Annotated in this window: 21 protein-coding genes; 9 read left to right on the top strand and 12 right to left on the bottom strand. The window is 71.8% G+C overall.

Annotated elements, in window-relative coordinates; translation table 11 throughout:
- The first annotated feature begins 85 nt into the window (after nt 1-85).
- Nucleotides 86-1,003 carry a helix-hairpin-helix domain-containing protein gene (locus ACWC9T_RS24095; RefSeq protein ID WP_449823122.1) on the top strand — a complete coding sequence of 306 codons (918 nt, stop codon included), beginning with the start codon at nt 86-88 and terminating at the stop codon, nt 1,001-1,003.
- Nucleotides 1,004-1,059: 56 nt separating this feature from the next.
- Entirely contained in the window at nt 1,060-3,657 is a 2,598-nt protein-coding gene (locus tag ACWC9T_RS24090; RefSeq protein ID WP_449823121.1) for a ComEC/Rec2 family competence protein, read from the top strand.
- A 191-nt stretch (nt 3,658-3,848) separates the two neighbouring features.
- On the opposite strand, the gene ACWC9T_RS24085 is transcribed toward ACWC9T_RS24090, so the two are convergent.
- Both ACWC9T_RS24085 and ACWC9T_RS24080 read right to left on the bottom strand, forming a co-directional pair.
- Nucleotides 3,849-5,486: an alkaline phosphatase family protein gene (locus tag ACWC9T_RS24085; protein ID WP_449823120.1), complete on the bottom strand. Its 1,638-nt coding sequence runs from the start codon at nt 5,484-5,486 to the stop codon at nt 3,849-3,851.
- 373 nt (nt 5,487-5,859) lie between these two features.
- A complete protein-coding gene (locus ACWC9T_RS24080; RefSeq protein WP_449823119.1) occupies nt 5,860-6,153 on the bottom strand; it encodes a hypothetical protein in 294 nt (97 codons plus the stop codon).
- A 74-nt stretch (nt 6,154-6,227) separates the two neighbouring features.
- On the opposite strand from ACWC9T_RS24080, the gene holA reads away from it, so the two are divergent.
- Entirely contained in the window at nt 6,228-7,226 is a 999-nt protein-coding gene (gene holA / locus ACWC9T_RS24075) for a DNA polymerase III subunit delta (protein WP_449823118.1), read from the top strand.
- 30 nt (nt 7,227-7,256) lie between these two features.
- Here the strand turns inward: holA and ACWC9T_RS24070 are convergent, their stop codons facing one another.
- The 3 genes from ACWC9T_RS24070 to ACWC9T_RS24060 form a co-directional block, all read right to left on the bottom strand.
- Nucleotides 7,257-8,090, bottom strand: a complete 834-nt coding sequence (locus ACWC9T_RS24070; protein WP_449823117.1) for a hypothetical protein — start codon at nt 8,088-8,090, stop codon at nt 7,257-7,259.
- A 364-nt stretch (nt 8,091-8,454) separates the two neighbouring features.
- Nucleotides 8,455-8,724 (bottom strand): 30S ribosomal protein S20, encoded by a 270-nt coding sequence (gene rpsT, locus ACWC9T_RS24065; RefSeq protein ID WP_329931122.1) that lies wholly within the window; start codon nt 8,722-8,724, stop codon nt 8,455-8,457.
- A 143-nt stretch (nt 8,725-8,867) separates the two neighbouring features.
- Nucleotides 8,868-9,173, bottom strand: coding sequence for an antibiotic biosynthesis monooxygenase family protein (locus ACWC9T_RS24060; RefSeq protein ID WP_449823116.1), 306 nt, complete (start codon nt 9,171-9,173; stop codon nt 8,868-8,870).
- A gap of 189 nt (nt 9,174-9,362) precedes the next feature.
- On the opposite strand from ACWC9T_RS24060, the gene lepA reads away from it, so the two are divergent.
- Entirely contained in the window at nt 9,363-11,231 is a 1,869-nt protein-coding gene (gene lepA, locus ACWC9T_RS24055; protein ID WP_449823115.1) for a translation elongation factor 4, read from the top strand.
- A 95-nt stretch (nt 11,232-11,326) separates the two neighbouring features.
- Here lepA and ACWC9T_RS24050 read toward each other — a convergent pair whose 3' ends face one another.
- The 4 genes from ACWC9T_RS24050 to ACWC9T_RS24035 form a co-directional block, all read right to left on the bottom strand.
- Entirely contained in the window at nt 11,327-12,409 is a 1,083-nt protein-coding gene (locus tag ACWC9T_RS24050; RefSeq protein WP_449823114.1) for an NAD(P)/FAD-dependent oxidoreductase, read from the bottom strand.
- 111 nt (nt 12,410-12,520) lie between these two features.
- Nucleotides 12,521-13,435 carry an RNA polymerase sigma factor SigJ gene (gene sigJ, locus ACWC9T_RS24045; protein WP_449823113.1) on the bottom strand — a complete coding sequence of 305 codons (915 nt, stop codon included), beginning with the start codon at nt 13,433-13,435 and terminating at the stop codon, nt 12,521-12,523.
- Between the two features lie 99 nt (nt 13,436-13,534).
- Nucleotides 13,535-15,565 (bottom strand): ABC transporter ATP-binding protein, encoded by a 2,031-nt coding sequence (locus ACWC9T_RS24040; protein ID WP_449823112.1) that lies wholly within the window; start codon nt 15,563-15,565, stop codon nt 13,535-13,537.
- The gene (locus ACWC9T_RS24035) at nt 15,562-17,295 is read right to left on the bottom strand and encodes an ABC transporter ATP-binding protein (protein ID WP_449823111.1); all 1,734 of its coding nucleotides are present in this window, start codon (nt 17,293-17,295) and stop codon (nt 15,562-15,564) included. The genes ACWC9T_RS24040 and ACWC9T_RS24035 overlap by 4 nt, the downstream gene beginning before the upstream one ends.
- A gap of 344 nt (nt 17,296-17,639) precedes the next feature.
- Between ACWC9T_RS24035 and ACWC9T_RS24030 the strand changes: the two genes are divergently transcribed.
- The 3 genes from ACWC9T_RS24030 to ACWC9T_RS24020 are packed head-to-tail and all read left to right on the top strand — an operon-like array spanning nt 17,640 to nt 21,448.
- Nucleotides 17,640-19,562 carry an AMP-dependent synthetase/ligase gene (locus ACWC9T_RS24030; protein WP_449823110.1) on the top strand — a complete coding sequence of 641 codons (1,923 nt, stop codon included), beginning with the start codon at nt 17,640-17,642 and terminating at the stop codon, nt 19,560-19,562.
- A 58-nt stretch (nt 19,563-19,620) separates the two neighbouring features.
- Nucleotides 19,621-20,850: a radical SAM family heme chaperone HemW gene (gene hemW, locus ACWC9T_RS24025; RefSeq protein ID WP_449823109.1), complete on the top strand. Its 1,230-nt coding sequence runs from the start codon at nt 19,621-19,623 to the stop codon at nt 20,848-20,850.
- A 40-nt stretch (nt 20,851-20,890) separates the two neighbouring features.
- Nucleotides 20,891-21,448 carry a Uma2 family endonuclease gene (locus ACWC9T_RS24020; protein ID WP_449823108.1) on the top strand — a complete coding sequence of 186 codons (558 nt, stop codon included), beginning with the start codon at nt 20,891-20,893 and terminating at the stop codon, nt 21,446-21,448.
- Here the strand turns inward: ACWC9T_RS24020 and ACWC9T_RS24015 are convergent.
- From ACWC9T_RS24015 to htpX, 3 genes are read right to left on the bottom strand one after another with little or no spacing between them, the layout of a single operon-like run.
- On the bottom strand, nt 21,439-22,302 hold the full coding sequence (locus ACWC9T_RS24015; protein WP_449823107.1) for a DUF3097 domain-containing protein: 864 nt from the start codon (nt 22,300-22,302) through the stop codon (nt 21,439-21,441). The two genes, ACWC9T_RS24020 and ACWC9T_RS24015, sit on opposite strands and share 10 nt — an antisense overlap.
- Before the next feature lie 31 nt (nt 22,303-22,333).
- Nucleotides 22,334-22,918 (bottom strand): PspA-associated protein PspAB, encoded by a 585-nt coding sequence (gene pspAB / locus ACWC9T_RS24010; protein ID WP_396250362.1) that lies wholly within the window; start codon nt 22,916-22,918, stop codon nt 22,334-22,336.
- A gap of 35 nt (nt 22,919-22,953) precedes the next feature.
- Nucleotides 22,954-23,874, bottom strand: coding sequence for a zinc metalloprotease HtpX (gene htpX / locus ACWC9T_RS24005; protein WP_449823106.1), 921 nt, complete (start codon nt 23,872-23,874; stop codon nt 22,954-22,956).
- 274 nt (nt 23,875-24,148) lie between these two features.
- Between htpX and hrcA the strand changes: the two genes are divergently transcribed.
- The gene (hrcA, locus tag ACWC9T_RS24000) at nt 24,149-25,183 is read left to right on the top strand and encodes a heat-inducible transcriptional repressor HrcA (protein ID WP_449823105.1); all 1,035 of its coding nucleotides are present in this window, start codon (nt 24,149-24,151) and stop codon (nt 25,181-25,183) included.
- 74 nt (nt 25,184-25,257) lie between these two features.
- Nucleotides 25,258-26,400 (top strand): molecular chaperone DnaJ, encoded by a 1,143-nt coding sequence (dnaJ, locus tag ACWC9T_RS23995; protein ID WP_449823104.1) that lies wholly within the window; start codon nt 25,258-25,260, stop codon nt 26,398-26,400.
- Nucleotides 26,401-26,442: the final 42 nt, after the last annotated feature.

Below are 26,442 nucleotides of genomic sequence, written 5' to 3'. Positions count from 1 at the left end.
ACGTTTTTTATCCACAACTCCCGGGTTATCCACAGGGCTTCGGTAATTTCTGCAGGCCGCCCTCCAGGCTCCTAGCGTCCTCGCCATGACGACTTTGGGCCTGGGCGCGGCGAAGCGCCAAGCGATCAACGAGACGGTGCGGCTGCGGATGGCGGCGCTGCTGCCGACGCTGGACGACGAGCCGGAGGGCGCTTCCTCCACGGGTTCGCCTCCGCCCTCGGGGACTTCTCCGCCGCCGCCCGCTGAGGCGGCGCCGGTGGCGGCGGTGGACCTCGTCGACCCGCCGTCGGGTGGCGGGGCGCGGCTGCGGTTCGCCACGGCGCTGGCGCTCGACCGGCGGGCGCTGGCCGGGCTGGTGGTCCTGCTGCTGTTCGCGGTGGGTTACGCCGTGCAGCACTTCTGGCTGGCCAGGCCGGAGCCGGTGGCCGTTCCGGCGCTGGCGGTGGCCTCGGCGCCGGCGGAGCCGGGCATGCGCTCGGGCGATGCCTCGGCCGGCTCCGTGACCGGTTCCGGAGCTGGTTCCGGGGCAGGCCCGCCCGAGGCCGCTGCGGGTCCGGGCGCGCAGGCCGCCGTCGTGATCGACGTCGGCGGACGGGTCCACCTGCCCGGCCTGCACACCCTGCCCGGTGGCTCCCGGGTGGCCGACGCCCTACGAGCGGCGGGCGGTGCGCTGCCGGAGACGGACACCAAGGGCCTCAACCTTGCCCGGGTCCTGACGGATGGCGAGCAGATCCTGGTCGGCGAGCAGGCCCCGGCCCCCCTCCCGGTCTCCGGCGGCGCCAACGGGCCTCCCGGGGGCGGCGCACCCCGACCACCCGTCAGCCTCAACCGCGCCACCCGCGAACAGCTCGACACCCTCCCGGGCGTCGGCCCGACCCTCGCCCAGCGCATTCTCGCCTACCGCACCTCGCACGGCGCGTTCCGCACGGTCGACCAGCTCCGGCAGGTCAGCGGCATCGGTGCCCGGACCTTCGCGGAACTCCGTCCGCTGCTGACGCTCTGACGTTCTTTCTCGTTCCTCTTGCTCTTCCTCGCCGACCCCTGAAGGGAGGTGCCGCCGTGTCCGCCGTCACCGCACCGCTCCCGCGCCCCCGGTCCTCGGGTGCCGACTTCCGGCTGCTGCTCCCCGCCGTCTCGGCCTGGGTGGTCGCGGCGGCGCTGCTGACCCTGGAGCCGGGGTCCGAGGTCCTGCTCCTCTCACTGGCGGGCGTCGCCGCCCTCGCGGCCGTCCTGCTGCTCGTCCGGCCGGGCCTGCTGCGTTGGCGCGGGGCCGCGGCGCTGGCCGCCGTCCTGCTCACCGCGGCGGCCGCCGCGCTCGCGACCCCACTGCACACCGCCGACCTGCACCGGGGGCCGCTGCCGGAGCTCGCCCGCGCGGCCGAGCACGCGCCGCCGCGATCCCCGGGCGCGCCCGCGCCCGTGGTGGAGGTGGAGCTGACCATCGCGGGGGACCCGAAGGTCCACGCCTCCCGGGGCGGCACCACGGGCGGGCAGAGCCTGCTCACCGTGGAGACGGTGGCCGACCGAGTCACCGTCCTCCCGGACGGGCGGGCCACCCGCACCCACACCCCCGTGACCGTCATGGTCCGAGGACCGGAGAGCAAGCCCTGGCTGCGACTGCTCCCGTCCGAGCGGCTGGTCGTGGAGGCCGAGGTGCAGCCGGCGGGGGAGGGCCACCACACCGAGTCCGCGGCGCTGCTGGTCGTCCACGGCCCGCCCCGACAGCTCGCTCCGCCGAGCCTGCCGCAGCGGATCGCCGGACGGCTGCGCGAAGGCCTGCGCACGGCATCCGACGGGCTTCCCTCCGACGCGCGCGGGCTGCTCCCGGGGCTGGTGGTCGGCGACACCTCGCGGCTGCCCGACGACCTCGTGGACGCCTTCCGGGCCACCGACCTGGTGCACCTGGTGGCCGTCAGCGGGGCCAATCTGGCCATCGTCCTCGGCGTACTGCTCGGCGCACCCGGCCAGGCCGGTACGGCGGAACGACGGGGACTGGCCCCGGTGTTGGGGCTGTCGCTGCGCACCACTGCCCTGCTCGGCACGGCGCTGACGCTGGCCTTCGTCACCGTCTGCCGGCCCGAGCCGAGCGTGCTGCGGGCGGCGGGAACGGGGCTGATCGGCATGCTGGCCCTGGCCACCGGCCGTCCGCGTCAGGCCGTACCCGCGCTCGCCGGAGCCGTGCTGGTCCTCGTCCTGCTGGACCCGTTCCTGGCCCGATCCTTCGGCTTCCTGCTCTCGGTGCTGGCCACCGCGGGGCTGCTCGTCCTCGGGCCGCACTGGGCCGAGGCCCTGCGAGCCCGGCGCTGGCCGCACCACCTGGCGGGTGCGCTGGCGGCGACGGCGGCGGCGCAGGCGCTGTGCGCGCCCGTGACGGTGGTGCTGTCCGGGCACATCAGCCTGGTCGCGATCCCCTGCAACCTGCTGGCCGAACTGGCGGTGGCCCCGGCGACGTTGCTCGGCTTCGGGGTGCTCGTCCTGCAACCCTTCTTCCCGGCCGTGGCCCGTCTGCTCGCCGAACCGGCCGGAGTGCCGGCCAGCTGGCTCGCCTTCGTGGCACGGCGCGGGGCCGAACTACCGGGTGGCCAACTGACCTGGCCGGGCGGCTGGTTCGGGACGGTGACGGTCGCCCTCGCCACCCTGGCCGCCTGCTGGGCGGCGCCCCTGCTGCTGCCCCGACGGGCGGAGCCCGGCCGGCGGGCCCGCACCCGGCGCCGCTGGGCCCGGGCGCTGGTGACGGGCACCCTGCTGGTGGTGCTGCTGGCCGTCCTGCTGCGCCCGCCGCAGCTCGCCCGGATCGCCACCGGCTGGCCACCGCCCGGATGGCGGCTCGTGATGTGCGATGTCGGACAGGGAGACATGTTGGCCCTTCGGACCGATGCGTCGGACAGCGCGGTGGTGATCGACACGGGGCCGGACCCGAACTCCGCCGACCGCTGCCTGCGCGACCTCGGCGTTACGACGGTGCCGCTCCTGCTGCTGACGCACTTCCACGCGGACCATGTCGAGGGCGTGCCGGGGGTGCTGCGGGGGCGCGATGTCGGTGCGGTCGAGGGCACGGCGCTGGACGATCCGCCGGGCGAGGCGGCCCGGGTGGCCGGCTGGGCGGCCGGTGCCGGTGTGCCGCTGTTGCGTGCGGGCCGTGGTGAACGGCGGTCGACGGGTGCGGAGTTGGCCTGGGATGTGGTGTGGCCGGATCCGCGGGCAGCCGTCGAGGCGCCCGGCGCGAACAACGCGAGTGTGGCACTGCTGGTGTCCTTGGCCGGTGGGCTGCGGATGGCGCTGCTCGGCGATCTCGAACCACCCGCCCAGTCCGCCCTGTTGGGGCGGCTGGGTCGGGTCGACGTCCTGAAGGTGGCGCACCACGGCTCGGCCCACCAGGACTGGGACCTCACCGCGGCCCTGCGGCCCCGGCTCGCCCTGATCTCCTGCGGTGAGGGCAACGCGTACGGTCATCCGTCCCCGCGCACGGTCGACCGGCTGCGCGCGCTCGGCGCCACCGTCCTGCGCACGGACCGCGCGGGCGACATCGCCGTGACCGGGGACTCCCCGGCCACCCTCGCCGTCTCCGTCCACCCCCAGCCCGACCACGGCACCCACGCCGCCCCCTCCGCCCGCCAGGGTCACTCGACCGCCGAGCCCCGAGCCCCGCCGCTGTGAACCCCGCTGTCCTCCTCTCTCCACAACGTGGGGCAAGGCAGGGGGTGGGGTGGGGAAGGAAGGAGGGGTGGGGCGGGGCCCCGGGAAAGCGGTTGCGGCGCGCTCCGGGCAGGCCCGGAGCGCGCCGCGAACAAGTGTCACCCACGTGAGCGCGAGGCGACGGCGAGCGGACGGTTGTGGGCCCCGCGAGGTCAGCGGACCGGCAGTACCCGGGTTTGCTCCTCGCGGACGGCCCGCAGCGCGGTCGGTTTGAGGCCGAGCAGCTTCAGGATGGTCGGCGCGATCTGCTTGGTCTCGACCTTCTCGTCCTCGCGGACACCGTCCGGGGTGGCGGCGCCGGAGACGACCAGCGGCACGTCCAGGTCGTCGGCGTGGGCGCCGCCGTGTTCGGCGATCTTGCTGCCGCCGGTGTAGACGACGCCGTACTGCGCGACGCCGAAGACGTCCGGCACGCGGGGGTCGCCCGGCGTGACGTGGAAGTAGTCGGCGGCCTCCTCGCCGGCGTAGACCTTCTCGACGCCGCTCCGGGTGAACGGGCGGGTCTTGCCGTTGATGTCGACGCCGGTGCCGTTCTGCGCCAGTAGGTAGTTCTTGGCGAACTCGGTGGCGGCCGCGGAGCGGTCGTTCAGCCAGAGCAGCACGCCGTCGTCGTCGACCGCGTGGGCGACGAGGTCTCCGGTGCCCGGGTGGGCGGCCTTCCAGGCGGCGTTGAGGCCGTCCAGCAGCGGGCCGTCGTCGATCCGGTTGAGCGCGGTCGGGTCGATCGGGGACTGGCCGTGCTTGGCCGAGAGGATGACGGTGGTGGAGCCGTCCAGGTGCTGCTCGCGCAGCTCCTCGGTCACCGCGCCGATCTGCCGGTCGACGAATTCCAGGTTCTTCTCGACCAGCGCGCCGGGCACGCCCTTGGTGACGTAGCCGCCCTGGAGGCCGTCGGAGCTCTTGAGCTTCTGCGCGGTGGAGACCGACTGGAAGTTCAGGCCGAAGACCGCCGGGGTGCCGACCTTCTCCGAACGGCTGTGGTCGAAGCCGTCGATCTCGTTGAGGACGGCCTGCACCTTGTAGGAGTCGTACTGTTCGGTGGCCTGGTTGTCCTTGGTCCAGTCGCCGCTGTACCCGGTCGCCTTGCTGTTGATCTCCGGGGTGAAGAGGTCCTGGACGCCCTCGCCCGAGGGGCCGTTGAGGATGTCGTAGGCGGCGTGCTTGTCCGACCACGCGGTGCGCAGACCGGCCTCGCGGGCCACCTCGAAGACGGTGTTCACCTGGAGGTAGGAGTGCGGGTAGACCGGCTTGCAGGTGTGCGGGTCGACCGGCAGCTTGGCCGGGTCGAGCAGGGTCTGCGGTCGGCCGGTCATCTGCAGGATGGATCCGGGCAGGCCGGCGAGGCCCTGGCCGGCGTCGATCGAGTCCTGGTTCTTGTCCAGGTCCTCGGTGAGGTCCACCTCGACGCCGGGTTTGGCGCCCTTGCAGTCGGTGGTGCCGGCCGGGAGCAGTGCGGCGTTGTAGGTGTCGTCGTAGTAGACGCCGGTCGTGCCCGGGCCGCCGCCGGTCAGCTGGGCGACCATGCCGGGGAAGGAGTCCGAGGGGTTGGTGGTGCTCGCGTGGGTGTACTCGACACCACCGCGGACCAGCCGGGCCAGCGCCGACTGCGGGTGCTCGGCCGTGAACCAGGCCAGGTCGGACTGGTGCAGGCCGTCGACCGAGACCAGCAGCACGTGCTTGGCGTGGGCGCCGCGGCCCTCCTCAGCGGCGGCCGCCTGGGCGACGGTGGATCCGGCGAGCACACCCGCTGCGCCGAGGGTGGCGGCGAGCCGGACATAACGACGGGTCACAGAAACTCCTGGAGGGGGAATTGGCTGCGGCGGTGCGGCTCCTAGGGTCAGAGGCTTCGGTATATCTGTGGCGGCCAGGACATGAACAGTTCCGAACCCCTCTGCGGAGAAATCCGCGAATTCGCCGGATCTCACCAACTGGAAGCCCTGTCACGGGAATTGGTGAACATGCACCGTCAATGCGCCGGAATTCACGGAACGTCCCGGCCTTTCCGTCGCCGGGCGGCACCAGCAGCTCTTCGGCACCAGCAGCTCTTCGGCACCAGCAGTTCCTCGGCGCCAGCAGCTCTTCGGTGCCAGGCTGCCGCTCGGCGGCCCGGCACCGATTCCCTCTGCGCGGGCGGGGGTTCGGCCCCGGTGCCTGCTGCGCCGGTCAGGCTTCCTCGCGCCAGCCCTCGTAGGAGGTGGCGACGGTGTCGAGGGCGTGCAGGAGGGCGGGGGTCCAGCCGTCGGCAGGGGGGTCGAGGACGACCAGCCACTGGGCGTCCTCGGCGTCGTCCTCGCCGGCCAGGGCGTCGCGGACGATCTCCAGCTCGCCGAGGTCCGGGTGGCCGGCGCTGAGCTCCTCGGCGGCCTCGTCGGCGGCGTCGCGGTCGGGCAGGACGAGCAGCTGGCGGACGAAGGGGTCGTCGACGTCCGGCAGGTCGGTGGTGTGGTTCTCGGTCACCCGGCCATTCTCCAGGTCGGGCCGGGCGGCCGGTCGGGCGGGAGTGTCCGCGACGCGTGGGATGCTGGTAGGCGATGGCCAGGAAGAGTGCACCCGACGATCTGCTCGCCCCGCTGACCCTCGCGGTCGGCCAGGAGGAGCTGCTGCTGGACCGCGCGGTCGCCCAGGTGGTGGCCGCGGCGAAGGCGGCGGACCCGGACACCGACGTACGGGACCTGCCGCCCGGCGGGCTGCAGCCCGGTAGCCTGGCCGAGCTGACCACGCCCTCGCTGTTCGCCGAGCGCAAGGTGATCGTGGTCCGGGCCGCCCAGGACCTCTCCGCCGACTCGGTGAAGGAGGTCAAGGCGTACATCGAGGCCCCGGCCGAAGAAGTGATCATGGTGTTGGTGCACGCCGGCGGCGCCAAGGGCAAGGGCCTGCTGGACGCCGGGCGCAAGGCGGGCGGCCGCGAGGTGGCCTGCGCCAAGCTGACCAAGGCGAGCGAGCGGCTGGCCTTCGTCAAGGGCGAGTTCCGCACTCTGGGCCGCTCCGCGACTCCGGAGGCCTGCCAGGCGCTGCTGGACGCGCTCGGCAGCGACCTGCGCGAGCTGTCGGCCGCGTGCAGCCAGCTGACCTCGGACGTCGAGGGCACGATCGACGAGACGGTGGTGGCCCGCTACTACAGCGGCCGGGCCGAGGCGACCGGCTTCGAGGTGGCCGACCTGGCCGTCACCGGCCGGGCCGCGGAGGCGCTGGAGCGGCTGCGCTGGGCGCTGGCCGTCGGCCAGCCGCCGACCGGCATCACCTACGCGCTGGCCTCCGGCGTGCGCAGCATCGGGCGGCTGGCGACCACCGGCCGGAACATGCGGCCGGCCGATCTGGCCCGCGAGTTGGGCATGCCACCGTGGAAGGTCGACCGGGTCCGCCAGCAGATGCGCGGTTGGACCGGCGACGGGGTGGCGGCCGCGCTGACCGCGATCGCCCAGGCCGACGCCGCCGTCAAGGGCGGCTCGGACGATCCGGCCTTCGCCCTGGAGCGCGCGGTGGTCGCCGTCGCCCGGGCCGCCCGGGCCGGCTCCCGACCCGCCTACTGACGGTTCGGGGCGGGGCCGGTTACCCGCGAGTCACTTGCGCATCGAGCGGACGGCTTCCCAGGTGTCGGCCTGCAGCGCCGTGCGGAGGTCCTCCTTGGACGGCACCTTGCTCTTGCCGTCGGTGTAACTGCCGCTCCAGGAGATGTAGTACGTCAGCCCGCCGTCGCGGACGTCCACCTCGGCGCTGACGGTGTGCCAGGTCTTGTCCGAGGTTCCCGGGTCGTCCTTGTAGATGAAGTACGCCTCTTCGCCGAGGCCCGGGATGTCGCTGATCTGGTAGCCCCGCGCGCGGTAGACCTCCTTGGCGGCCGAGAACTCCGGTGCCGGGTTCACCGCCTTGTGCAGGTCGCCGCGCATGTAGGCCGAGGCGTACTCGCCGCTGGAGGTGGTGTCGCCGATGCGCTTGAGCGACATCGAGCAGGTCATGCTGTCCAGGGCCGGGTTCTGGTCGGTGTGGTGGGTCGGCGAGCTGGTGTCCGAGGTGTTGTAGGTCTTGAGGAGGTTCTCCGGCTTCGCGGTGACGCAGAAGTTGTCCGAGGTGTGGTACGAACCGAGGCTGCGCGGCGCGGAGTTGCCGCCGCCGCTGCTGACCAGGCCCGGGATGACCAGTACGGCGGTGGTCCAGCCGGCCGAAGCGAGCACCGCGCCGACGAAGGCCCAGACGGCGTTGCGGCGCAGGTTGCCCCCGGAGCGGCCCCCGGCCGCCCCACCCGGGTGGCCTGCGGGAACGACTGGCTGAACGGCCCCGGAGAAGGCCGTGGGTGCGGCCCCGGGAACGGCCGCCCCCGGCGAGGCGGGCAGCCCGGGCGGCGGGCCGAAACCGGTCGGCCCCGGCGAACCCGGCACGGGCGTACCGGTGGGCACACCTCCCGGCGTCTGCTGCGGGAACCCGTACCCCGGCCTGTTCGGCCCCTGTCCGGGTGTCGGCGGCGGTGGCGTCGCCATGGAAGTCCCCCCTCGTGACTGGCGTCGTGGCGCTCCCCGCACCTCGAACGCAGCTCGGTCGCGCGTGACCGACCGACCATAGCGGTCGGGGCGCGGAACGCGACAGGCGCCGCAGTCGGCCTCTGGGGAAGAGGCCGGCTGCGGCGCCTGTCGTACGGCTGGTGTGCACCGCACCCGCGTGGCGAACGCAGGCCGCGTGCGGTGCGAGTTCTCGCACGCCTCGGGGTTCCGGGTAGAGGGCCGGGTCGTTCCGAGGCGGTGGGGGCCGGAGCTCCCGGGGGCGTCAGGCCTGGGCGGCGGTGTTGACGCGCTTGGTGATGGCCGACTTCTTGTTGGCGGCCTGGTTGGCGTGGATGACGCCCTTGCTCACGGCCTTGTCCAGCGCCTTGGAGGCGGCGCGGGCCAGCACGACGGCCTTCTCGGTCTCGCCGGCGGCAGCGGCCTCACGGGCCTTGCGCAGAGCGGTCTTCAGCGAGGACTTGACGGCCTTGTTGCGCAGGCGCGCCTTCTCGTTGGTCTTGTTGCGCTTGATCTGGGACTTGATGTTCGCCACGAAGGAGCCTCAGTCTTGTCTAAAAGGTATTGAACGGGCTGCACCCGACGGCCGTCGGTCCAGCTGAGAGGGCATGCCGAGGCCAGGTGCAGCAGCCCACGCTACCAGGGGCCCGCCGCGCGCCCCAAACCGGACCGGCCGGGTCAGGCGCTCAGCACCGGCTCCCCGTAGTGCTCGACCTCCGGGAACGGTCGGTAGAACCGGTGCAGCAGTTCCCGCCACCGCTGGTACTCGGCCGAGCCGCGGAACCCCTCGGTGTGGTCGGCGAGCGTCTCCCACTGCACCTGGAGCAGGAAGCGTGAGCCGCGCCCCTCGTCGAGGCAGCGGCGCAGTTCCAGGGTGCGGAAGCCGCGCTGGACGGCGATCAACGGACGGGCCTCGGCGAAGGCGGCGAGGAACTCGTCCTCCCGGCCTGGCAGGACGTCGAGCAGTGCGCTTTCCAGGATCATGGCTGGCCATCCTGCCGTCGTATCGCAAGGGGCGGAAGGCTCCGAGGTGCCCGAACGGCGTCCGGTGCCGCGGTCGTGGGAAGATGGGAGGAACTATTTCGATCGGACGAGACTGTCCGGTCCCCGGGATAGCCGGTCAGCGATGATCCGGACACCCCCGGCCCCGGACCAACGGAGAATCGGACCAAGGTGCCCGCGACCCCCAGCAATGTGCCAGAGCCCAGCCGTACCGACCCGGCGCTGATCCGCAACTTCTGCATCATCGCCCACATCGACCACGGCAAGTCGACGCTCGCAGACCGGATGCTGCAGATCACCGGCGTCGTCGACCCGCGGCAGATGCGTGCCCAGTACCTCGACCGCATGGACATCGAGCGAGAGCGCGGCATCACCATCAAGTCGCAGGCGGTCCGCCTCCCGTGGGCCCCGAAGACCGGGCCGGACGCCGGGACGACGCACATCCTCAACATGATCGACACCCCGGGCCACGTGGACTTCACGTACGAGGTGTCCCGCTCCCTGGCGGCCTGCGAGGGCACCATCCTGGTGGTCGACGCGGCCCAGGGCATCGAGGCGCAGACCCTCGCCAACCTGTACCTGGCGCTGGAGAACGACCTCACGATCGTCCCGGTGCTGAACAAGATCGACCTGCCGGCCGCCCAGCCGGAGAAGTACGCCGCCGAGATCGCCCACATCATCGGCTGTGACCCCTCCGACGTGCTCCAGGTCAGTGCCAAGACCGGCCTCGGCGTCGAGGACCTGCTGGACCACATCGTCAACACCATCCCGGCCCCGGTCGGGGTCGCGGACGCCCCGGCCCGCGCGATGATCTTCGACTCGGTGTACGACGCCTACCGCGGCGTGGTCACCTACGTCCGTGTCGTGGACGGCCAGCTCACCAAGCGCGAGCGCATCGCGATGATGTCCACCGGCGCCACCCACGAGCTGCTGGAGATCGGTGTCATCTCGCCCGAGCCGAAGGTCGCCGACGGCCTCGGCGTCGGCGAGGTGGGCTACATCATCACCGGGGTGAAGGACGTCCGGCAGTCCAAGGTCGGTGACACGATCACCTCGCAGCACAAGGGCGCCACCGAGCCGCTCGGCGGCTACAAGGACCCGCGTCCGATGGTGTTCTCCGGCCTGTACCCGCTGGACGGTTCGGACTACCCACTGCTGCGCGACGCGCTGGACAAGCTGCGTCTCAACGACGCCGCCCTGGTGTACGAGCCGGAGACCTCGGTCGCGCTCGGCTTCGGCTACCGCTGCGGCTTCCTCGGCCTGCTGCACCTGGAGATCATCCGGGAGCGCCTGGAGCGCGAGTTCAACCTCGACCTGATCTCCACCGCCCCGAACGTGATCTACCGGGTGGTGATGGAGGACGGCAGTGAGCACACCGTCACCAACCCGAGCGAGTTCCCGTCCGGCAAGATCGCCGACGTCTTCGAGCCGGTCGTGCGCGGCACCATCCTGGCGCCGAACGAGTTCGTCGGCGCGATCATGGAGCTGTGCCAGTCCCGCCGCGGCAGCCTGCAGGGCATGGACTACCTGTCCGAGGACCGGGTCGAGCTGCGCTACACCCTGCCGCTCGCGGAGATCGTCTTCGACTTCTTCGACCAGCTGAAGTCCAAGACCCGCGGCTACGCCTCGCTCGACTACGAGCCCATCGGCGAGCAGAGCGCCAACCTGGTGAAGGTCGACATCCTGCTGCACGGCGACGCGGTGGACGCGTTCTCCGCGATCGTGCACAAGGACAAGGCCTACGGCTACGGCGTGATGATGGCGGGCAAGCTGCAGAAGCTCATCCCCCGCCAGCAGTTCGAGGTGCCGATCCAGGCCGCCATCGGCTCCCGGGTGATCGCCCGTGAGACGGTGCGCGCGATCCGCAAGGACGTCCTCGCCAAGTGCTACGGCGGTGACATCTCCCGTAAGCGGAAGCTGCTGGAGAAGCAGAAGGAAGGCAAGAAGCGGATGAAGATGGTCGGCAGCGTGGAGGTCCCGCAGGAGGCCTTCATCGCCGCGCTGTCCACCGACGCCGAGACGCCGAAGGACAAGAAGTAGCACCGAGCGGTACCAGGAGGGCCCGGGCACCCGCCCGGGCCCTTCCGCGTTCCCCGTTCCCAGGGACGCGCCGTTCCCGCAGGACGTCCCGCCGGTTACTTGAGCGCACCGAGGACGACGGTGACGATCCCGGCCTTGGCCAGCCGCCCCGCGGTGCCGGTGAAGACGGTGGGCTTCATCGAGTCGTCCGGGTGGACCAGCTGCAGCAGCCCGTCCCGCCGACCGAGGCTCAGGCACTGCACGACGTACCGGAACGAGAACGGCTTCGAGGTGCGCCCGTCGAGCAGCTTGCCGACGTACTGGCCCTGCGGCAGGGCGGTGGCACAGCCCATCCGGAGGGTGCCGACGCCGGGGACGGTCACCGCGGCGGCGTCGCCGACCACGTGGACGTCCGGGTGCGAGACCGACCGCAGGTGGTCGTCGACCAGGGCCCGGCCGTGCTCGTCCACGGCCAGTCCGGCCTCGGCTGCCAGCGGGTGCGGCTCCATCGAGGCGGCCCACACGGTGAGGTCGGCCTCGATCGGGCCGGCGGTGGTGCGCAGCCCGTCCGGGGTGACCTCGGTGACGGTGGCGTTCTCGTGGACGGCGACGCCGAGCCGGTCGAGGACGCGCCGGACGTGGGCGCGGCCCTTGGGCGAGTAGATGCCGCCGACCTGCCCGGCCGCGACGATCCTCACCCGCCAGCCGGGGTGGGCCTCGGCGAGTTCGGTGGCCAGTTCGATGCCGGTGGCACCGCCGCCGACGACGGCCAGGGTGCCGGGGCGGTCGGCCTCGCGGATCAGGCGCCGCACCTCGGCGGCGCGCTCCACGGGGTGGGCGTGCTCGGCGGCGCCGGGGACACCGTGCCAGGCGGTGCGGCTGCCGAGGGCGTAGACCAGGGTGTCGTAGCCGAGGGTGGTGCCGTCGTCCAGGACGATTTTGTGCCCGGCCGGGTCGAGTTCGACGGCCCGGGCCCGGTGGTGCTGGATCCGGCGGCCACGGGCCAGTTCGCCGATGGCGGGCCAGTCGCGGCCGCGGCCGGCCGCGGTCTCGTGCTGGCGGATGCGGTGCAGGAGCCGCTCCTCGGGGGCGACCAGGGTGACGGTGTGGTGCCGTCCGGCGCCCTTGGCCGCGGTGAGTCCGGCGTACCCGGCGCCCAGTACGACGATCCGCTTGCCGGTGCTGGTGGTGCTGCTCATCTCGTCCGCCTCCTCGCGAGGTCGCTCCGGTGGAGCGCTGTTCGGGAGGGGGACGACGCGGCCGGTCAGGATGTGACGGTGACCTGTGTCACATGCTCGCGGGGGGCCGTGTCACGGTGCTGCGACCGGGCTGATCCGGGCGAGCTTCTCGGGGTTGACCACGATGTACGCCTCGGTGATCCGCCCGTCGGCCAGGGCGAAGGCCACCACGCCGGTGACGGTGCCGGTGGCCTTCTCGTACCAGACCAGGCCCGGCTCGCCGTTGACCGTCGCGTGGCCGAGCCCGAACTCGGGGGTGAACCACTTGTCCACCAGACCGGCCACCAGCCGGGCCACCTTGTCGGCGCCGCGGACCGGGCGGGCGGCGGCGCGGACGATGCCGCCGCCGTCGGCGTGCCAGACCACATCCGGGTCGAGGATCTCCATCAGGCCCAGGATGTCGCCCTCGGTGCTGGCGGCGGCGAAGGCCTCCACGGCCCGGCGGTGCTCGGCCGGGTCGGCGCCCGTCTGCGGGCCGCCGTCCTTGACCCGGCGGCGGGCCCGGGAGGCGAGCTGGCGGGTGGCCTCGGGGGTGCGGTCCAGGGAGGCGGCGATGTCGTCGAAGCCGACCGCGAAGACGTCGTGCAGGACGAAGGCGGCCCGTTCGGCCGGGGTGAGCTGCTCCAGTACGGCGAGCAGGGCGAGCGAGACGGACTCGCCGCGTTCGGCCAGCTCGGCGGGGGAGTCGGGGGCGATCGCGTAGGAGACGGACGGCTCCGGAAGCCACTCGCCGTAGTAGGCCTCGCGGCGGGCCCGGGCGGAGCCGAGCTGGTCGTAGCAGAGCCGGGTGACCACGGTGGTGAGGAAGGCGCGCGGGTCGGTGACGGCGGTCCGGTCGGCGGCCCGCCAGCGCAGCCAGGCGTCCTGGAGGACGTCCTCGGCGTCGGCGATGGAGCCGAGCAGCCGGTAGGCGACCGAGCCCAGGTAGCGGCGGTTCGTCTCGAACGCGTCCGGGGCCTGTTCGGGGGCGGTGGGCTGGGCGGTCACGGGGCCACGGTAGCGAAGAGGGCCGCCCGCTGAGAAGATCCGCGGCGCGCGAAGGGCCGGGCGGGTGAGTCCCGTCCCGGCCCGTCACGTGAGGGGGTGTCAGTCGACCTCGGCCACGGCCTCCGCGAACTGCGCCTGGTACAGCCGGGCGTACGCGCCGCCGGCGGTGATCAGCTCGTCGTGGGTGCCCTGCTCCACGATCGAGCCGCTCTCCATCACCAGGATCACGTCGGCGTCGCGGATGGTGGAGAGCCGGTGGGCGATCACGAAGCTGGTGCGGCCGGTGCGCAGCCGGGCCATGGCCCGCTGGATCAGCACCTCGGTACGGGTGTCGACCGAGCTGGTGGCCTCGTCCAGGACCAGGATGGACGGCTGGGCGAGGAACGCCCGGGCGATGGTGATCAGCTGCTTCTCGCCGGTGCTGACGCTGGCGCCCTCGTCGTCGACGACGGTGTCGTAGCCGTCCGGCAGGGTGCGGACGAAACGGTCGACGTGGGCGGCCTTGGCGGCCTCGATGACCTGCTCGCGGGTGGCGCCCTGGGCGCCGTAGGCGATGTTGTCGGCGATGGTGCCGCCGAACAGCCAGGTGTCCTGGAGCACCATGCCGATGCCCGAGCGCAGCTCCTCGCGGGACATCGCGGCGATGTCCACCCCGTCCAGGGTGATCCGGCCGCCGCTGACCTCGTAGAACCGCATCAGCAGGTTGACCATGGTGGTCTTGCCGGCGCCGGTGGGGCCGACGATGGCCACGGTCTGGCCGGGCTCGACCTTGAGCGAGAGGTCCTCGATGAGCGGCTTGTCCGGGTCGTAGCGGAAGGACACGTCCTGGAAGGCGACCCGGCCGCGGACCGCGTCCGGCTTCTCCGGCATGGCCGGCTCGGGGCTCTGCTCGGTGGCGTCCAGCAGCTCGAAGACGCGCTCGGCGGAGGCGACGCCGGACTGCACCAGGTTGGCCATGCTGGCGACCTGGGTGAGCGGCTGGCTGAACTGCCGGGAGTACTGGACGAAGGCCTGCACGTCGCCGATGGACAGCGCGCCGCTGGCCACCCGCAGTCCGCCGACCACGGCGACCAGCACGTACTGCAGGTTGCCGATCAGCATCATCGCGGGCTGGATGATCCCGGAGATGAACTGGGCCCGGAAGCTGGACTGGTAGAGCGCCTCGTTGTGCTCGCGGAAGGTCTCGGCGGACTCGCGCTGCCGGCCGAACACCTTGACCAGGGTGTGGCCGGTGTACATCTCCTCGATGTGGGCGTTGAGTTGGCCGGTGGACTTCCACTGCTGGACGAACTGCGGCTGCGCCCGCTTGCCGACCTTGGCGGCGACGACCACCGACAGCGGCACCGAGACCAGTGCGATCACGGCGAGCAGCGGGGAGATCCAGAACATCATCGCCAGCACGCCGACCACGGTGAGCAGCGAGTTGACGACCTGTCCCATGGTCTGCTGCATGGACTGGCCGATGTTGTCGATGTCGTTGGTGACCCGGCTGAGCACCTCGCCGCGCGGCTGCTTGTCGAAGTAACTCAGCGGCAGCCGGGCCAGCTTGGCCTCGACGTCCTGGCGCAGCCGGTAGCTGGCCGACTGGACCGCCTTGGTGGCCAGACGGCCCTGGAAGATGCCGAAGACGGCGGAGGCGACGTAGATGCCGAGCACCCAGAGCAGGATGGACCCGATGGCGCCGAAGTCCATGCCGTGGCCGGGGGTGAAGTCGACCGCGGAGAGCAGGTCGGCGATGCCGCCCTCGCCGTGGGCGCGCAGCCCGTCGATGACCTCGGCCTTGGAGGTGCCGGGCTGGAAGCGGGCGCCGACGACGCCGGCGAAGATCAGGTCGGTGGCGTCACCGAGGATCTTGGGGCCGGTGACGGCGCAGCCGATGCCGAGCGCGCCGAGCACCAGGACACCGATCAGCACGTTGCGCTCGGGGCGCAGCAGGCCGAGCACGCGCTTGCCGGAGCCCTTGAAGTCCATGGACTTCTCGGCGCCCTGACCGCCCATGAAGCGGCCCGGTCCGGCGGGGCCGCGGCGGGCGGCGGCGGCCTGGGAGTCGCTGGGGAGTCCGCCCTCCGGGCCCGAGGGCTTTCCGGCGGGTTTTCCGGCAATGCCGGCGGGCTTTGCGGGGCTGGTCATGCCGCCTCCTGCTCGGTGAGCTGGGAGAGCACGATCTCCCGGTAGGTCGGGTTGTCGGCCATCAGTTCGCGGTGGGTGCCGGCGCCGACGACGGCGCCCTCGTCGAGGACGATGATCCGGTCGGCGTCGCGGATGGTGGACACGCGCTGGGCGACGATCAGGACGGTGGCGTCGGAGGTCTCGTGGGCGAGGGCCTTGCGCAGCTTGGCGTCGGTGGCGTAGTCGAGCGCGGAGAAGGAGTCGTCGAAGAGGTAGACGTCGGGTTTGCGCACCAGCGCCCGGGCGATGGCCAGGCGCTGGCGCTGGCCGCCGGAGACGTTGCTGCCGCCCTGGGCGATCGGGGCGTCCAGGCCCTCGGGCAGCTTCTCGACGAACTCCTTGGCCTGGGCGATCTCCAGGGCGTGCCAGAGCTCCTCGTCGGTGGCGTCGGGACGGCCGTAGCGGAGGTTGCTGGCGACGGTGCCGGAGAACAGGTACGGCTTCTGCGGGACGATGCCGATGCTCTCGGCGATCGCGTCGGCGGAGAGTTCGCGCACGTCCACGCCGTCCAGCAGGACCTGCCCGCCGGTGGCGTCGAAGAGCCGGGGGACGAGGCCGAGCAGGGTGGACTTGCCGCTGCCGGTGGAGCCGATGATGGCGGTGGTCTCGCCGGGGTGGGCGGTGAGGTCGATGCCGCGCAGCACCGAGGCCTCGGCGCCGGGGTAGCGGAAGTCGACGTCGCGCAGCTCCAGGTTGCCGCGGCGCAGTACCTCGGTGATCGGCGCGGTCGGCGGGACGACGCTGGTGCTGGTGCCGAGGACCTCGTCGATGCGCTCGGCGCAGACCTCGGCGCGCGGCACCATCATGAACATGAAGGTGGCCATCATGACGCTCATCAGGATCTGCATCAGGTAGGAGAGGAAGGCGGTGAGCGCGCCGATCTCCATGTTGCCGCTGTCGATGCGGTGGGCGCCGAACCAGAGCACCGCGACGCTGGAGACGTTCACGACCAGCATCACGACCGGGAACATCATGGACATCAGCCGGCCGACCTGCCGGGCGACCTGCGTGAGGTCCTCGTTGGCGTCGGCGAAGCGGTTCTGCTCGTGGTCGTCCTTGACGAAGGCGCGGATCACCCGGATGCCGGTGATCTGCTCGCGCAGCACCCGGTTCACGGTGTCGATCTTCTTCTGCATGCTGCGGAACTTGGGCCGCAGCGCCCGCACCAGCAGGGTGACGACGACGCCGAGCGCGGGGATGACGGCGAGCAGCAGGCCGGACAGCGGGACGTCCTGGTTGAGCGCCATGATGATGCCGCCGACGCACATGATCGGCGCGGCCACCATCAGGGTGAAGCTCGTCAGGGCCAGCATCTGGACCTGCTGGACGTCGTTGGTGGTGCGGGTGATCAGGGAGGGTGCGCCGAACTGGCCGACCTCGCGGGAGGAGAAGGTCTGCACCCGGTCGAAGACGGCGGCCCGGACGTCCCGGCCGAAGGCCATTGCCGTGCGTGCTCCGTAGTAGACGGCGCCGATCGAGCAGAGCGCCTGGACCAGGGTGACGCCGATCATCACCGCGCCCAGGCGCAGGATGTAGCCGGTGTCGCCCTTGACCACGCCTTTGTCGATGATGTCGGCGTTGAGTGTCGGCAGGTAGAGCGCCGCGAGGGTGGACACCAGCTGGAGTACCACCAGCAAGGTGATCGGGCGGGAGTATGGGCGCAGGTACGCCCGGAGCAGTCTGATCAGCACTGGCACACTCTTGTCGTCGCCGGTCGGGTTCGCACCCCAATTCTCGTTGTTCTGTAGCGTCGTACAGACGATTCGAGGGCTGTCCGGCTGAGGTTTGCCGGGCCTTTGCCAAGCGTCCCGCGATGTGGGTGCGGACGGGCCGTCCGTGCGCCCCCGTTTCCGGGCACCGGCGCCGTGGAGTCGTGCCAGCTGGCCTCGCCCTCTTACGGAACGACCGGTTTCCCCCTAGGCTGCTGACTACGCCCTTGTTACTGACCGGTACCGCTCAGGTGAACCGGGGCCCGGCGGCCGCCCCCACGGACGCCGCAATCCCTCAGACGGCCACCCGCCCCCGGAGGTCCTCGTTGAGTTCCGCGCAGTCCCTGATCGACTCCGGCAGTGCCGACCTGGTCGCCGGGCGTCCGGCCTCCGTCGCCCACCTGTTCCTTGAGCGCGTCGCAGCCACCCCGAACGCCGAGGCGTACCGCTACCCGGCCCCGGTGGACGAGCACGCCGCGGACGGCGCCCCGGGCGCCGAGCAGTGGCGCTCGCTCACCTGGGCGCAGACCGCAGTCCGGGTGAAGGCGGTGGCGGCCGGCCTGATGGCGCTCGGCATCCAGGCGGAGGACCGGGTCGCGCTGGCCTCCTCCACCCGGCTGGAATGGATCATCGCCGACCTCGGGGCCATGTGCGCGGGCGCCGCCATCACCACGGTCTACCCCAGCACCAACGCCGACGAGACCGCCTTCATCCTCTCCAACTCCGGCTCCAAGGCGCTGTTCGCCGAGAACGCCGCCCAGCTGGCCAAGGCCGTCGGCCAGATCGAGCAGCTGCCCGAGCTGCGCACCGTCATCCTCTTCGACGAGCCGGCCGAGACCCCCGAGACGGCCGGGCTGGAGCTGCTCACCCTCGCCGAGCTGGAGCGGCGCGGCGCGGAGTACCTGGAGCAGCACCCGGACGCGATCGAGAAGGCCGTGGCCGCGCTCGACAAGGAGCAGCTGGCCACCCTCATCTACACCTCCGGCACCACCGGCCGCCCCAAGGGCGTGCGCCTGGTGCACGACTGCTGGGCGTACGAGGGCCGGGCGCAGGAGGCCAGCGGCCTGCTGGGCCCCGACGACGTCCAGTTCATGTGGCTGCCGCTGTCGCACGTCTTCGGCAAGACGCTGATCTCGGGCCAGATCGCCACCGGCCACGTGATGGCGGTGGACGGCCGGGTTGACCGGATCATCCACAACCTGCCGGCCATCCGGCCGACCGTCATGGCCTCCGCGCCGCGCATCTTCGAGAAGGTCTACAACGGCATCGCCGGCCGGGCCCGGGCCGAGGGCGGCGCCAAGTACAAGATCTTCATGTGGGCCGCCAAGGTCGCCCGCGAGCACGCCCGGGCCGTCCAGGAGAGCCGGATCGCCACCGGCGCCGAGGCCGCCCCGCTGGGCCTGCGGCTCCAGCACTCGCTGGCCGACAAGCTGGTGTACGCCAAGATCCGGGCGGCCTTCGGCGGCCGGCTGCGCGGCGCCGTCTCCGGCAGCGCGGCGCTCGCCCCCGAGATCGGCTACTTCTTCCTCGGCGCCGGGGTGCCGATCCTGGAGGGCTACGGCCTCTCCGAGACCAGCGCCGGCTCCTGCGTCAACCGCAAGGAGGACGTGCGGATCGGCACGGTGGGCCGCGCGCTGCCCGGCACCGAGGTGCGGATCGCCGAGGACGGCGAGATCCTGCTGCGCGGCCCCGGCGTCATGCGCGGCTACCACAACCTGCCGGACAAGACCGCCGAGGTGCTGGAGCCGGACGGCTGGTTCCACACCGAGGACATCGGCGAGCTGAGCGCCGACGGCTTCCTGCGGATCACCGACCGCAAGAAGGACCTGTTCAAGACCTCCGGCGGCAAGTACGTGGCGCCCAGTGAGGTCGAGGGCAAGTTCAAGGCGGTTTGCCCGTTCGTCAGCAACATCCTGGTGATCGGCAACGGCCGCAACTTCTGCACCGCGCTGATCGGCTTGGACGAGTCGGTGCTGATGCCGTGGGCCGCCGAGCACGGCCTGGCCGGCAGGAGCTATGCCGAGCTGGCCGAGGAGCCGGCCGTGCGCGAGCTGATCGAGGGCTTCGTGAAGCGGGTCAACGCCGATCTGCAGCGCTGGCAGACGATCAAGAAGTTCCACCTGCTGCCGCGCGACCTCGACATCGAGCACGGCGAACTGACCCCGAGCCTGAAGATCAAGCGCCCGGTGGTCGAGCGGACCTACGCGGACGCGGTGGCCGCGATGTACGCGGGCGCCAACGAGGCCTGATCCGCTCCGCTCCCGTACGGCCCGCGTGTTCGGTCGGGCCGTACGGGACAATGGGGTCATGCCCTCCGCACTTCCCGACGGCGAACCGGTGCCGTCCGACGGTTCCCTGCCCGCGCACGCCCTCACCGGGCTGGGGCGGCGGCCGTTCGGCTTCTACCTGCACGTGCCGTACTGCGCCAGCCGCTGCGGCTACTGTGACTTCAACACCTACACCGCCACCGAGCTGCGCTCCTCCGGTGCGGTCGCCTCGCAGGAGACCTACGCGGACAACGTGGTCGCCGAGATCAGGCTGGCCCGGAAGGTGCTGGGGGAAGTGGACCTCCCGGTGCGGACCGTCTTCCTCGGCGGCGGCACCCCCACCCTGCTGCCCGCCCGCGACCTGGTGAAGATGCTCGCCGCGCTGCGCGAGGAGTTCGGGCTCGCCCCGGACGCCGAGGTCACCACCGAGGCCAACCCGGAGTCCGTCGACCCGGCGTACCTGGCCGAGCTGCGCGAGGGCGGCTACAACCGGATCTCCTTCGGCATGCAGAGCGCCCGCCCGCACGTCCTGCAGCTGCTCGACCGCCATCACACCCCGGGCCGCCCCGAGGCCTGCGTGGCCGAGGCCCGCGCGGCCGGCTTCGAGCACGTCAACCTCGACCTGATCTACGGCACCCCCGGAGAGTCCGACGACGACTGGCGGGCCTCCTTGGAGGCGGCGATCGGGGCCGGACCGGACCACGTGTCCGCGTACTCCCTGATCGTCGAGGAGGGCACCCGGCTGGCCGCCCGGGTCAAGCGCGGTGAACTGCCGATGATCGACGACGACGTGCACGCCGACCGCTACCTCATCGCCGAGCAGGCGCTCAGCGCGGCCGGCTACTCCTGGTACGAGGTCTCCAACTGGGCCACCACCCCCGAGGGCCGCTGCCGCCACAACGAGCTCTACTGGACCGGTGCCGACTGGTGGGGCGCCGGCCCCGGCGCCCACAGCCACATCGGCGGTGTCCGCTGGTGGAACGCCAAGCACCCCGCCGCCTACGCCCAGTCCCTCGCCGAGGGCCGCACCCCGGCGCTGGGCCGCGAACTCCTCGCCGACGAGGACCGCCGCGTCGAACGCATCCTCCTCGAACTGCGCCTGGTCGACGGCGTCCCCCTGGACCTGCTGACCGACACCGGCCGCAGGGCTGCTTCTGCAGCCCTCGCCAACGGCCTGCTCGCCCCCGAGCCCTACGAGCGGGGCCGCGCCGCCCTCACCCTCCAGGGGCGGCTGCTGGCGGACGCGGTCGTGCGTGACCTGGTGGACTGAGTGTCGTTAACGTGGTGTCAGCCGTCGGAGGGAGCGCGCAATGACCGCCATCGATGACCGGGTGACGGGGATCTTCGAGAACCTGGAGGTCCCGGAAGGCTTCAAGGCCGAGCTCATCAGGGGGGAAATCGTGATGATGGCCGGGCCGGACATGGTCCACAACATCATCGTCGAAGCCATTCGGGATCAGATCCCCCGGGCGGGGTGGCACCGCCTGACCACACAGGACATCGATCTTCCCGGATTGACGAGCGAGCCTCAGCCGGATCTGGTCGTGTTCGAGCGGGATGCCTTCGAGGGGCCAGGCCGCTTGATTCCCGCGCCCGTTCTCACTCTGGTGGTTGAGGTCGTCTCCAGGACCAGCGTCCTCCGTGACTACCAGACCAAACGGGAGCTGTACGCCGAGGGCGCGATTCCCGTGTATCTGATCGTCGACCCGATCAAGGCCGTCTGTGTGCTGCTGACCGAGCCGACCCGGTCGAGCGCCTCAGGGCTGCCGGACTACGTGTCCGCGCGGACCACCAAGTTCGGCGAGCCCATTCCGGTGGATCTGCTCGGCATCACGCTCGACACCTCGGAATTCCAGACCTACTCCTGACCCGGCAGGGCCGCGAAGTCGATCAATTCCTCCACCTTGCCCAGCAGCTCGGGCTCCAGGTCCTTGTAGCTGTTCACCTTCGACAGGATGCGCTTCCAGGCCGCCGGGGTGTCCACCGGCCAGCCGAGGCGGCGGCAGGTGCCCTCCTTCCAGTCCTCGCCGCGGGGGACGGCGGGCCAGGCGGGGATGCCGACGGAGGCGGGCTTCACGGCCTGCCAGATGTCGATGTAGGGGTGGCCGACGACCAGCACCGAGTCGCCGGTGACCTGGGAGGCGATGCGGTGTTCCTTGGTGCCGGGGAGCAGGTGGTCGACCAGGACGCCGAGGCGGCGGCCGGGGCCGGGGGCGAAGTCGGCGACGATGGCGGGGAGGTCGTCGATGCCGCGCAGGTACTCGACGACGACGCCCTCGATGCGCAGGTCGTCACCCCAGACCCGTTCGACCAGTTCGGCGTCGTGCCGGCCCTCGACGTAGATGCGGGACTCGCGGGCGACCCGGGCACGGGTGCCGGGGACGGCGATCGAGCCGGAGGCGGTGCGACCGGGAGCACGGGAGGGGGCCGGGCCGGTGGGGCGGACCAGGGTGACGGCCTTGCCCTCCAGCAGGAAGCCGCGCGGGACCAGGGGGAAGACCCGGTGCTTGCCGAAGCGGTCCTCCAGGGTGACGGTGAACCCCTCGGCAGTCTTCTCGCAGCGCACCACCGCCCCGCAGAAGCCGGTGGTCACCTCCTCGACCACCAGGTCCCGTTCGGCGGGCACCTCCGGGGCGGGCTGTCCCCCAGCCTGGCGGCCGGGAGGTGCCCCCAGCTTCTTCCACGGCGGGGTGAGGTCTGGTCCGTACTGGCGGCTGCGCATACGGGTGATCATAGGGATGGCGGACGGACCGTCAGAGCCCCGGCGCGCCCCAGACCGGGAACCAGCGGCTCAGGTCCTTCTCCAGCCGCAGGTCGTTCCCCAGCATCGCGTTGACCTGCAGCTCCAGCGGGCTGTTGCGCCGCTCGCCGCCGCCGGGCATCGGGGCGAAGGGGTAGAAGGTGCCACGCTTGTAGAGGTAGACCAGGGCCAGCGACTGGCCCTCCGGATTGCGGAAGCAGACCAGCGAGCAGAGCAGCTGCGGCCCGAAGCCGTTCGCCTCCAGCTCGCTGTTGACCGCGTGCAGGTCGTTCACCAGCTCCGGCAGCTCCTCGGGCCGGTGCCGGGTGAGCAGCCAGGAGTAGCCGTAGCCGTCCTTGGAGGCCTCCACCGGCACGCCGCCGCGCTCGGTGTCGGCGTCCAGCAGCGCCCGGACCTGCTGCTCGACCTGGACGAAGGCCGCGCCCTCCACGGCCGCGAAGCAGACCGAACCGAGCCCGGTGGGGGTGAACCCGGCCCCGGCCTCCAGGGTGAGCGCGGCGGACGGCACGCCGAACAGCTGGTCTAGGTCGGGCTTGACGGGCTTGGTGCGGCCGAACAGGGCGTCCAGGAATCCCACGGCGGTCCTTTCGGATCATTCGGATCAGGCGGTGATCAGCGGCCGAGCTGCTCGGAGATCTTCGCCAGCTGTGCCAGCCGCTTCTCCAGCGACGGGTGGGTGGAGAGCAGCTGCGAGGCGGTCTCCCGGGCGCTCAGCGCGGGGGCGAACCAGAAGGCGTTGTAGGGCTGGGACTTGCGCAGGTCCTCGGTGGGGATGGCCGCGATCTGTCCGGTCACCTTGGTCAGGGCCGAGGCCAGGGCGCTGGGCCGGCCGGTGAGCTGGGCTGCGGCCCGGTCGGCGGCCAGCTCGCGGTAGCGGGAGAGCAGCCGGGTGAGCAGGAAGCTGATCGCGTAGACGACCATCGACACCAGCGGGATGATCAGCGCCACGATGGCCGCGTTCTGGTCGTTGTTGTTGCGCCCGCCGCCCATGAACCCGCCGTACACGGCGATCCGGGTCATCGCCCCGGCGAGCACGCCGAGGAAGCCGGCGATGGTCATCACGGCGACGTCCCGGTGGGCGACGTGCGACAGCTCGTGCGCCAGGACGCCTTCCAGTTCCTCCGGTTCGAGCCGGCGCAGCAGGCCGGTGGTGACGCACACCACCGCGTTCTGCGGGTTGCGGCCGGTGGCGAAGGCGTTGGGCATGTCGTTGTCGGCGACCGCCACGCGGGGCTTGGGCATGTCGGCCAGGGCGCAGAGCCGGTCGATGGTGCCGTGCAGCTTGGGGTACTGCTCCTCGGTCACCTGGTGGGCGCCCATCGCCCGCTCGGTGATCTTGTCGCTGAACCAGAACTGGGCCACGAACAGCCCGCCGGAGATCAGCAGGATCAGCGGCCAGGCCCCGCGCAGCAGCGCGATCAGCAGGCCCGTGAAACCGACGTACAGCAGCCCGATCACGAACATCGTCGCGACCATGCGGCCGGTCAGGCCGCGGTCGGGCGCGAAACGGGTGTGCTGGCCCGAGCTCGACATCGCTTGCTCCTCCATTCGCCGTCGCTTTCGATGCTGCCACCCGGACGGCCCCCGAGCACCATCCCGTGCACGGGGAGTGTCGCGGCCCCCCACCTCGAACTGCGGGCAGGATCACCCCGGGCGGGCCGTTCCTGCGAAAGGACCCGGGCCTTACACTGGCAGGTACGGTTTTGGCACTCGTGTGCGCAGAGTGCCAGGGTCGGGGTCCTTCCCCGGAGCGGCCCGCAGCATCACAGACAGACGGACAACGTGCGAAGACGGAGGTGCGTGCCCCATGGCCGGTGAGGTCCGCCAACTGGACGACCGCAAGCTCGCCGTTCTGCGTGCCATCGTCCAGGACTACGTGGGCACCGAGGAGCCGGTCGGCTCCAAGGCCCTGGTGGACCGGCACAACCTCGGGGTCTCCCCGGCCACCGTGCGCAACGACATGGCGGCGCTGGAGGAGGAGGGGTACATCCACCAGCCGCACACCAGCGCGGGGCGCATCCCCACCGACAAGGGCTACCGGCTGTTCGTCGACAAGCTGGCCGAGGTCAAGCCGATGAGCGCTCCGGAGCGCCGGGCGATCCGGCACTTCCTGGACGGCGCCGTCGACCTGGACGACGTGGTCGCCCGCACGGTGCGGCTGCTCGCCCAGCTGACCCGGCAGGTTGCCGTGGTCCAGTACCCCTCGCTGACCCGTTCCACCGTCCGGCACATCGAGCTGGTGGCGCTGGCGCCGGCCAAGGTGATGCTGGTCCTGATCACCAACACCGGCAGGGTCGAGCAGCGGATGGTCGACTGCCCGGGCACGGTCGGCGAGACGGTCCTGGCCGACCTGCGCGCGCGGATCAACGCGCGGGCGGCCGGCCAGCGGCTGCCGGACGTCCCGGGCCTGCTGGAGGAGCTTCCGGCCGCCTTCGAGCAGATCGACCGGCCGACCGTCAGCACGGTCCTGGCGACCCTGTTCGAGGCGCTGGCCGAGCAGAACGAGGAGCGGATCATGCTGGCCGGCACGGCCAACCTGACCCGTTTGGGGCACGACTTCCCGCTCACCATCCAGCCGGTGCTGGAGGCCCTGGAGGAGCAGGTCGTCCTGCTCCGCCTCCTGGGTGAGACCACGGACGCCGCGATGACGGTCCGAATCGGGCGGGAGAACGCGTACGAAGGGCTGAATTCCACTTCGGTGGTGTCAGTCGGCTACGGTTCGGGCGACGAGAGCGTGGCCAAACTGGGTGTGATCGGTCCGACCCGGATGGACTACCCGGGCACAATGGGGGCGGTGCGAGCAGTGGCACGGTACGTGGGTCAGATCCTGGCCGAGTCGTAGCAAGCAGACCGCTGTCACAGAGGTGACAGCGGTGTCCAGTCGCACTACTACAGGCGGAACAAGCGGAGCATTTGGTGGCCACGGACTACTACGCGGTACTCGGCGTCCGACGGGATGCGGGGCAGGACGAGATCAAGAAGGCGTTCCGGCGCCTGGCACGCGAACTGCACCCGGACGTCAACCCGGACCCGAAGACGCAGGAGCGGTTCAAGGAGATCAACGCCGCCTACGAGGTGCTCTCCGACCCGCAGAAGCGCCAGGTCTACGACCTCGGCGGCGACCCGCTGTCGCCGGGCGGCGGCGGTGGCGCGGGCGGCTTCGGCGCCGGCGCGGCGGGCTTCGGCTTCTCCGACATCATGGACGCCTTCTTCGGCGCCGCGGCCGGCCAGCGCGGCCCGCGCTCGCGCACCCGCCGCGGCCAGGACGCCATGATCCGGCTGGAGATCACCCTGGAGGAGGCCGCCTTCGGCACCACCAAGGAACTCCAGGTCGACACCGCCGTCACCTGCACCACCTGCAACGGCGAGGGCGCGGCCCCCGGTACCTCCGCGCAGACCTGCGACATGTGCCGCGGCAAGGGCGAGGTCTCCCAGGTCACCCGCTCCTTCCTGGGGCAGGTCATGACCTCCCGCCCCTGTCCGCAGTGCCAGGGCTTCGGCACCGTCGTGCCGACCCCGTGCCCGGAGTGCGCCGGTGACGGCCGGGTCCGCGCCCGCCGCACCCTGACGGTCAAGATCCCGGCCGGTGTCGACAACGGCACCCGGATCCAGCTGGCCGGCGAGGGCGAGGTCGGCCCCGGCGGCGGCCCGGCCGGCGACCTGTACGTCGAGATCGCCGAGACCACCCACACCGTCTTCCAGCGGCGCGGGGACGACCTGCACTGCACCGTCACCATCCCGATGACGGCCGCCGCGCTCGGCACCCAGGTGCCGCTGCAGACCCTGGACGGACTGGAGGAGGTCGACATCCGGCCCGGCACCCAGTCCGGTCAGTCGATCCCGCTGCACGGCCGGGGCATCACCCACCTGCGCGGGGGCGGCCGGGGCGACCTGATAGTGCATGTCGAGGTGCAGACGCCCACCAAGCTCGACCCCGAGCAGGAGGAACTGCTGCGCCGGCTCTCCATCCTGCGCGGTGAGGAGCGCCCGTCCGGCCAGTTCGCGCCGGGCCAGCAGGGCCTGTTCTCGCGACTGAAGGACGCCTTCAACGGCCGGTAGGCCGTCCGGGAGGGGGTGCCGGGGTTCCAGGGCCAGGCCCTG

This window comes from Kitasatospora sp. NPDC001159 (assembly GCF_053598235.1).
Note: the sequence above shows the minus strand (reverse complement) of the source record. Positions and strands in the feature narration are given on the sequence as shown.

Excerpts from the sequence above, each read along its gene's own strand:
- ACWC9T_RS24095 (WP_449823122.1), top strand. The coding sequence starts at position 86 with ATGACGACTTTGGGCCTGGGCGCGGCGAAGCGCCAAGCGATCAACGAG.
- hrcA (WP_449823105.1), top strand. The coding sequence starts at position 24,149 with ATGGCCGGTGAGGTCCGCCAACTGGACGACCGCAAGCTCGCCGTTCTG.
- ACWC9T_RS24015 (WP_449823107.1), bottom strand. The coding sequence starts at position 22,302 with ATGCGCAGCCGCCAGTACGGACCAGACCTCACCCCGCCGTGGAAGAAG.
- ACWC9T_RS24020 (WP_449823108.1), top strand. The coding sequence starts at position 20,891 with ATGACCGCCATCGATGACCGGGTGACGGGGATCTTCGAGAACCTGGAG.
- holA (WP_449823118.1), top strand. The coding sequence starts at position 6,228 with ATGGCCAGGAAGAGTGCACCCGACGATCTGCTCGCCCCGCTGACCCTC.
- ACWC9T_RS24050 (WP_449823114.1), bottom strand. The coding sequence starts at position 12,409 with ATGAGCAGCACCACCAGCACCGGCAAGCGGATCGTCGTACTGGGCGCC.
- ACWC9T_RS24060 (WP_449823116.1), bottom strand. The coding sequence starts at position 9,173 with ATGATCCTGGAAAGCGCACTGCTCGACGTCCTGCCAGGCCGGGAGGAC.
- ACWC9T_RS24040 (WP_449823112.1), bottom strand. The coding sequence starts at position 15,565 with ATGACCAGCCCCGCAAAGCCCGCCGGCATTGCCGGAAAACCCGCCGGA.
- htpX (WP_449823106.1), bottom strand. The coding sequence starts at position 23,874 with ATGTCGAGCTCGGGCCAGCACACCCGTTTCGCGCCCGACCGCGGCCTG.
- hemW (WP_449823109.1), top strand. The coding sequence starts at position 19,621 with ATGCCCTCCGCACTTCCCGACGGCGAACCGGTGCCGTCCGACGGTTCC.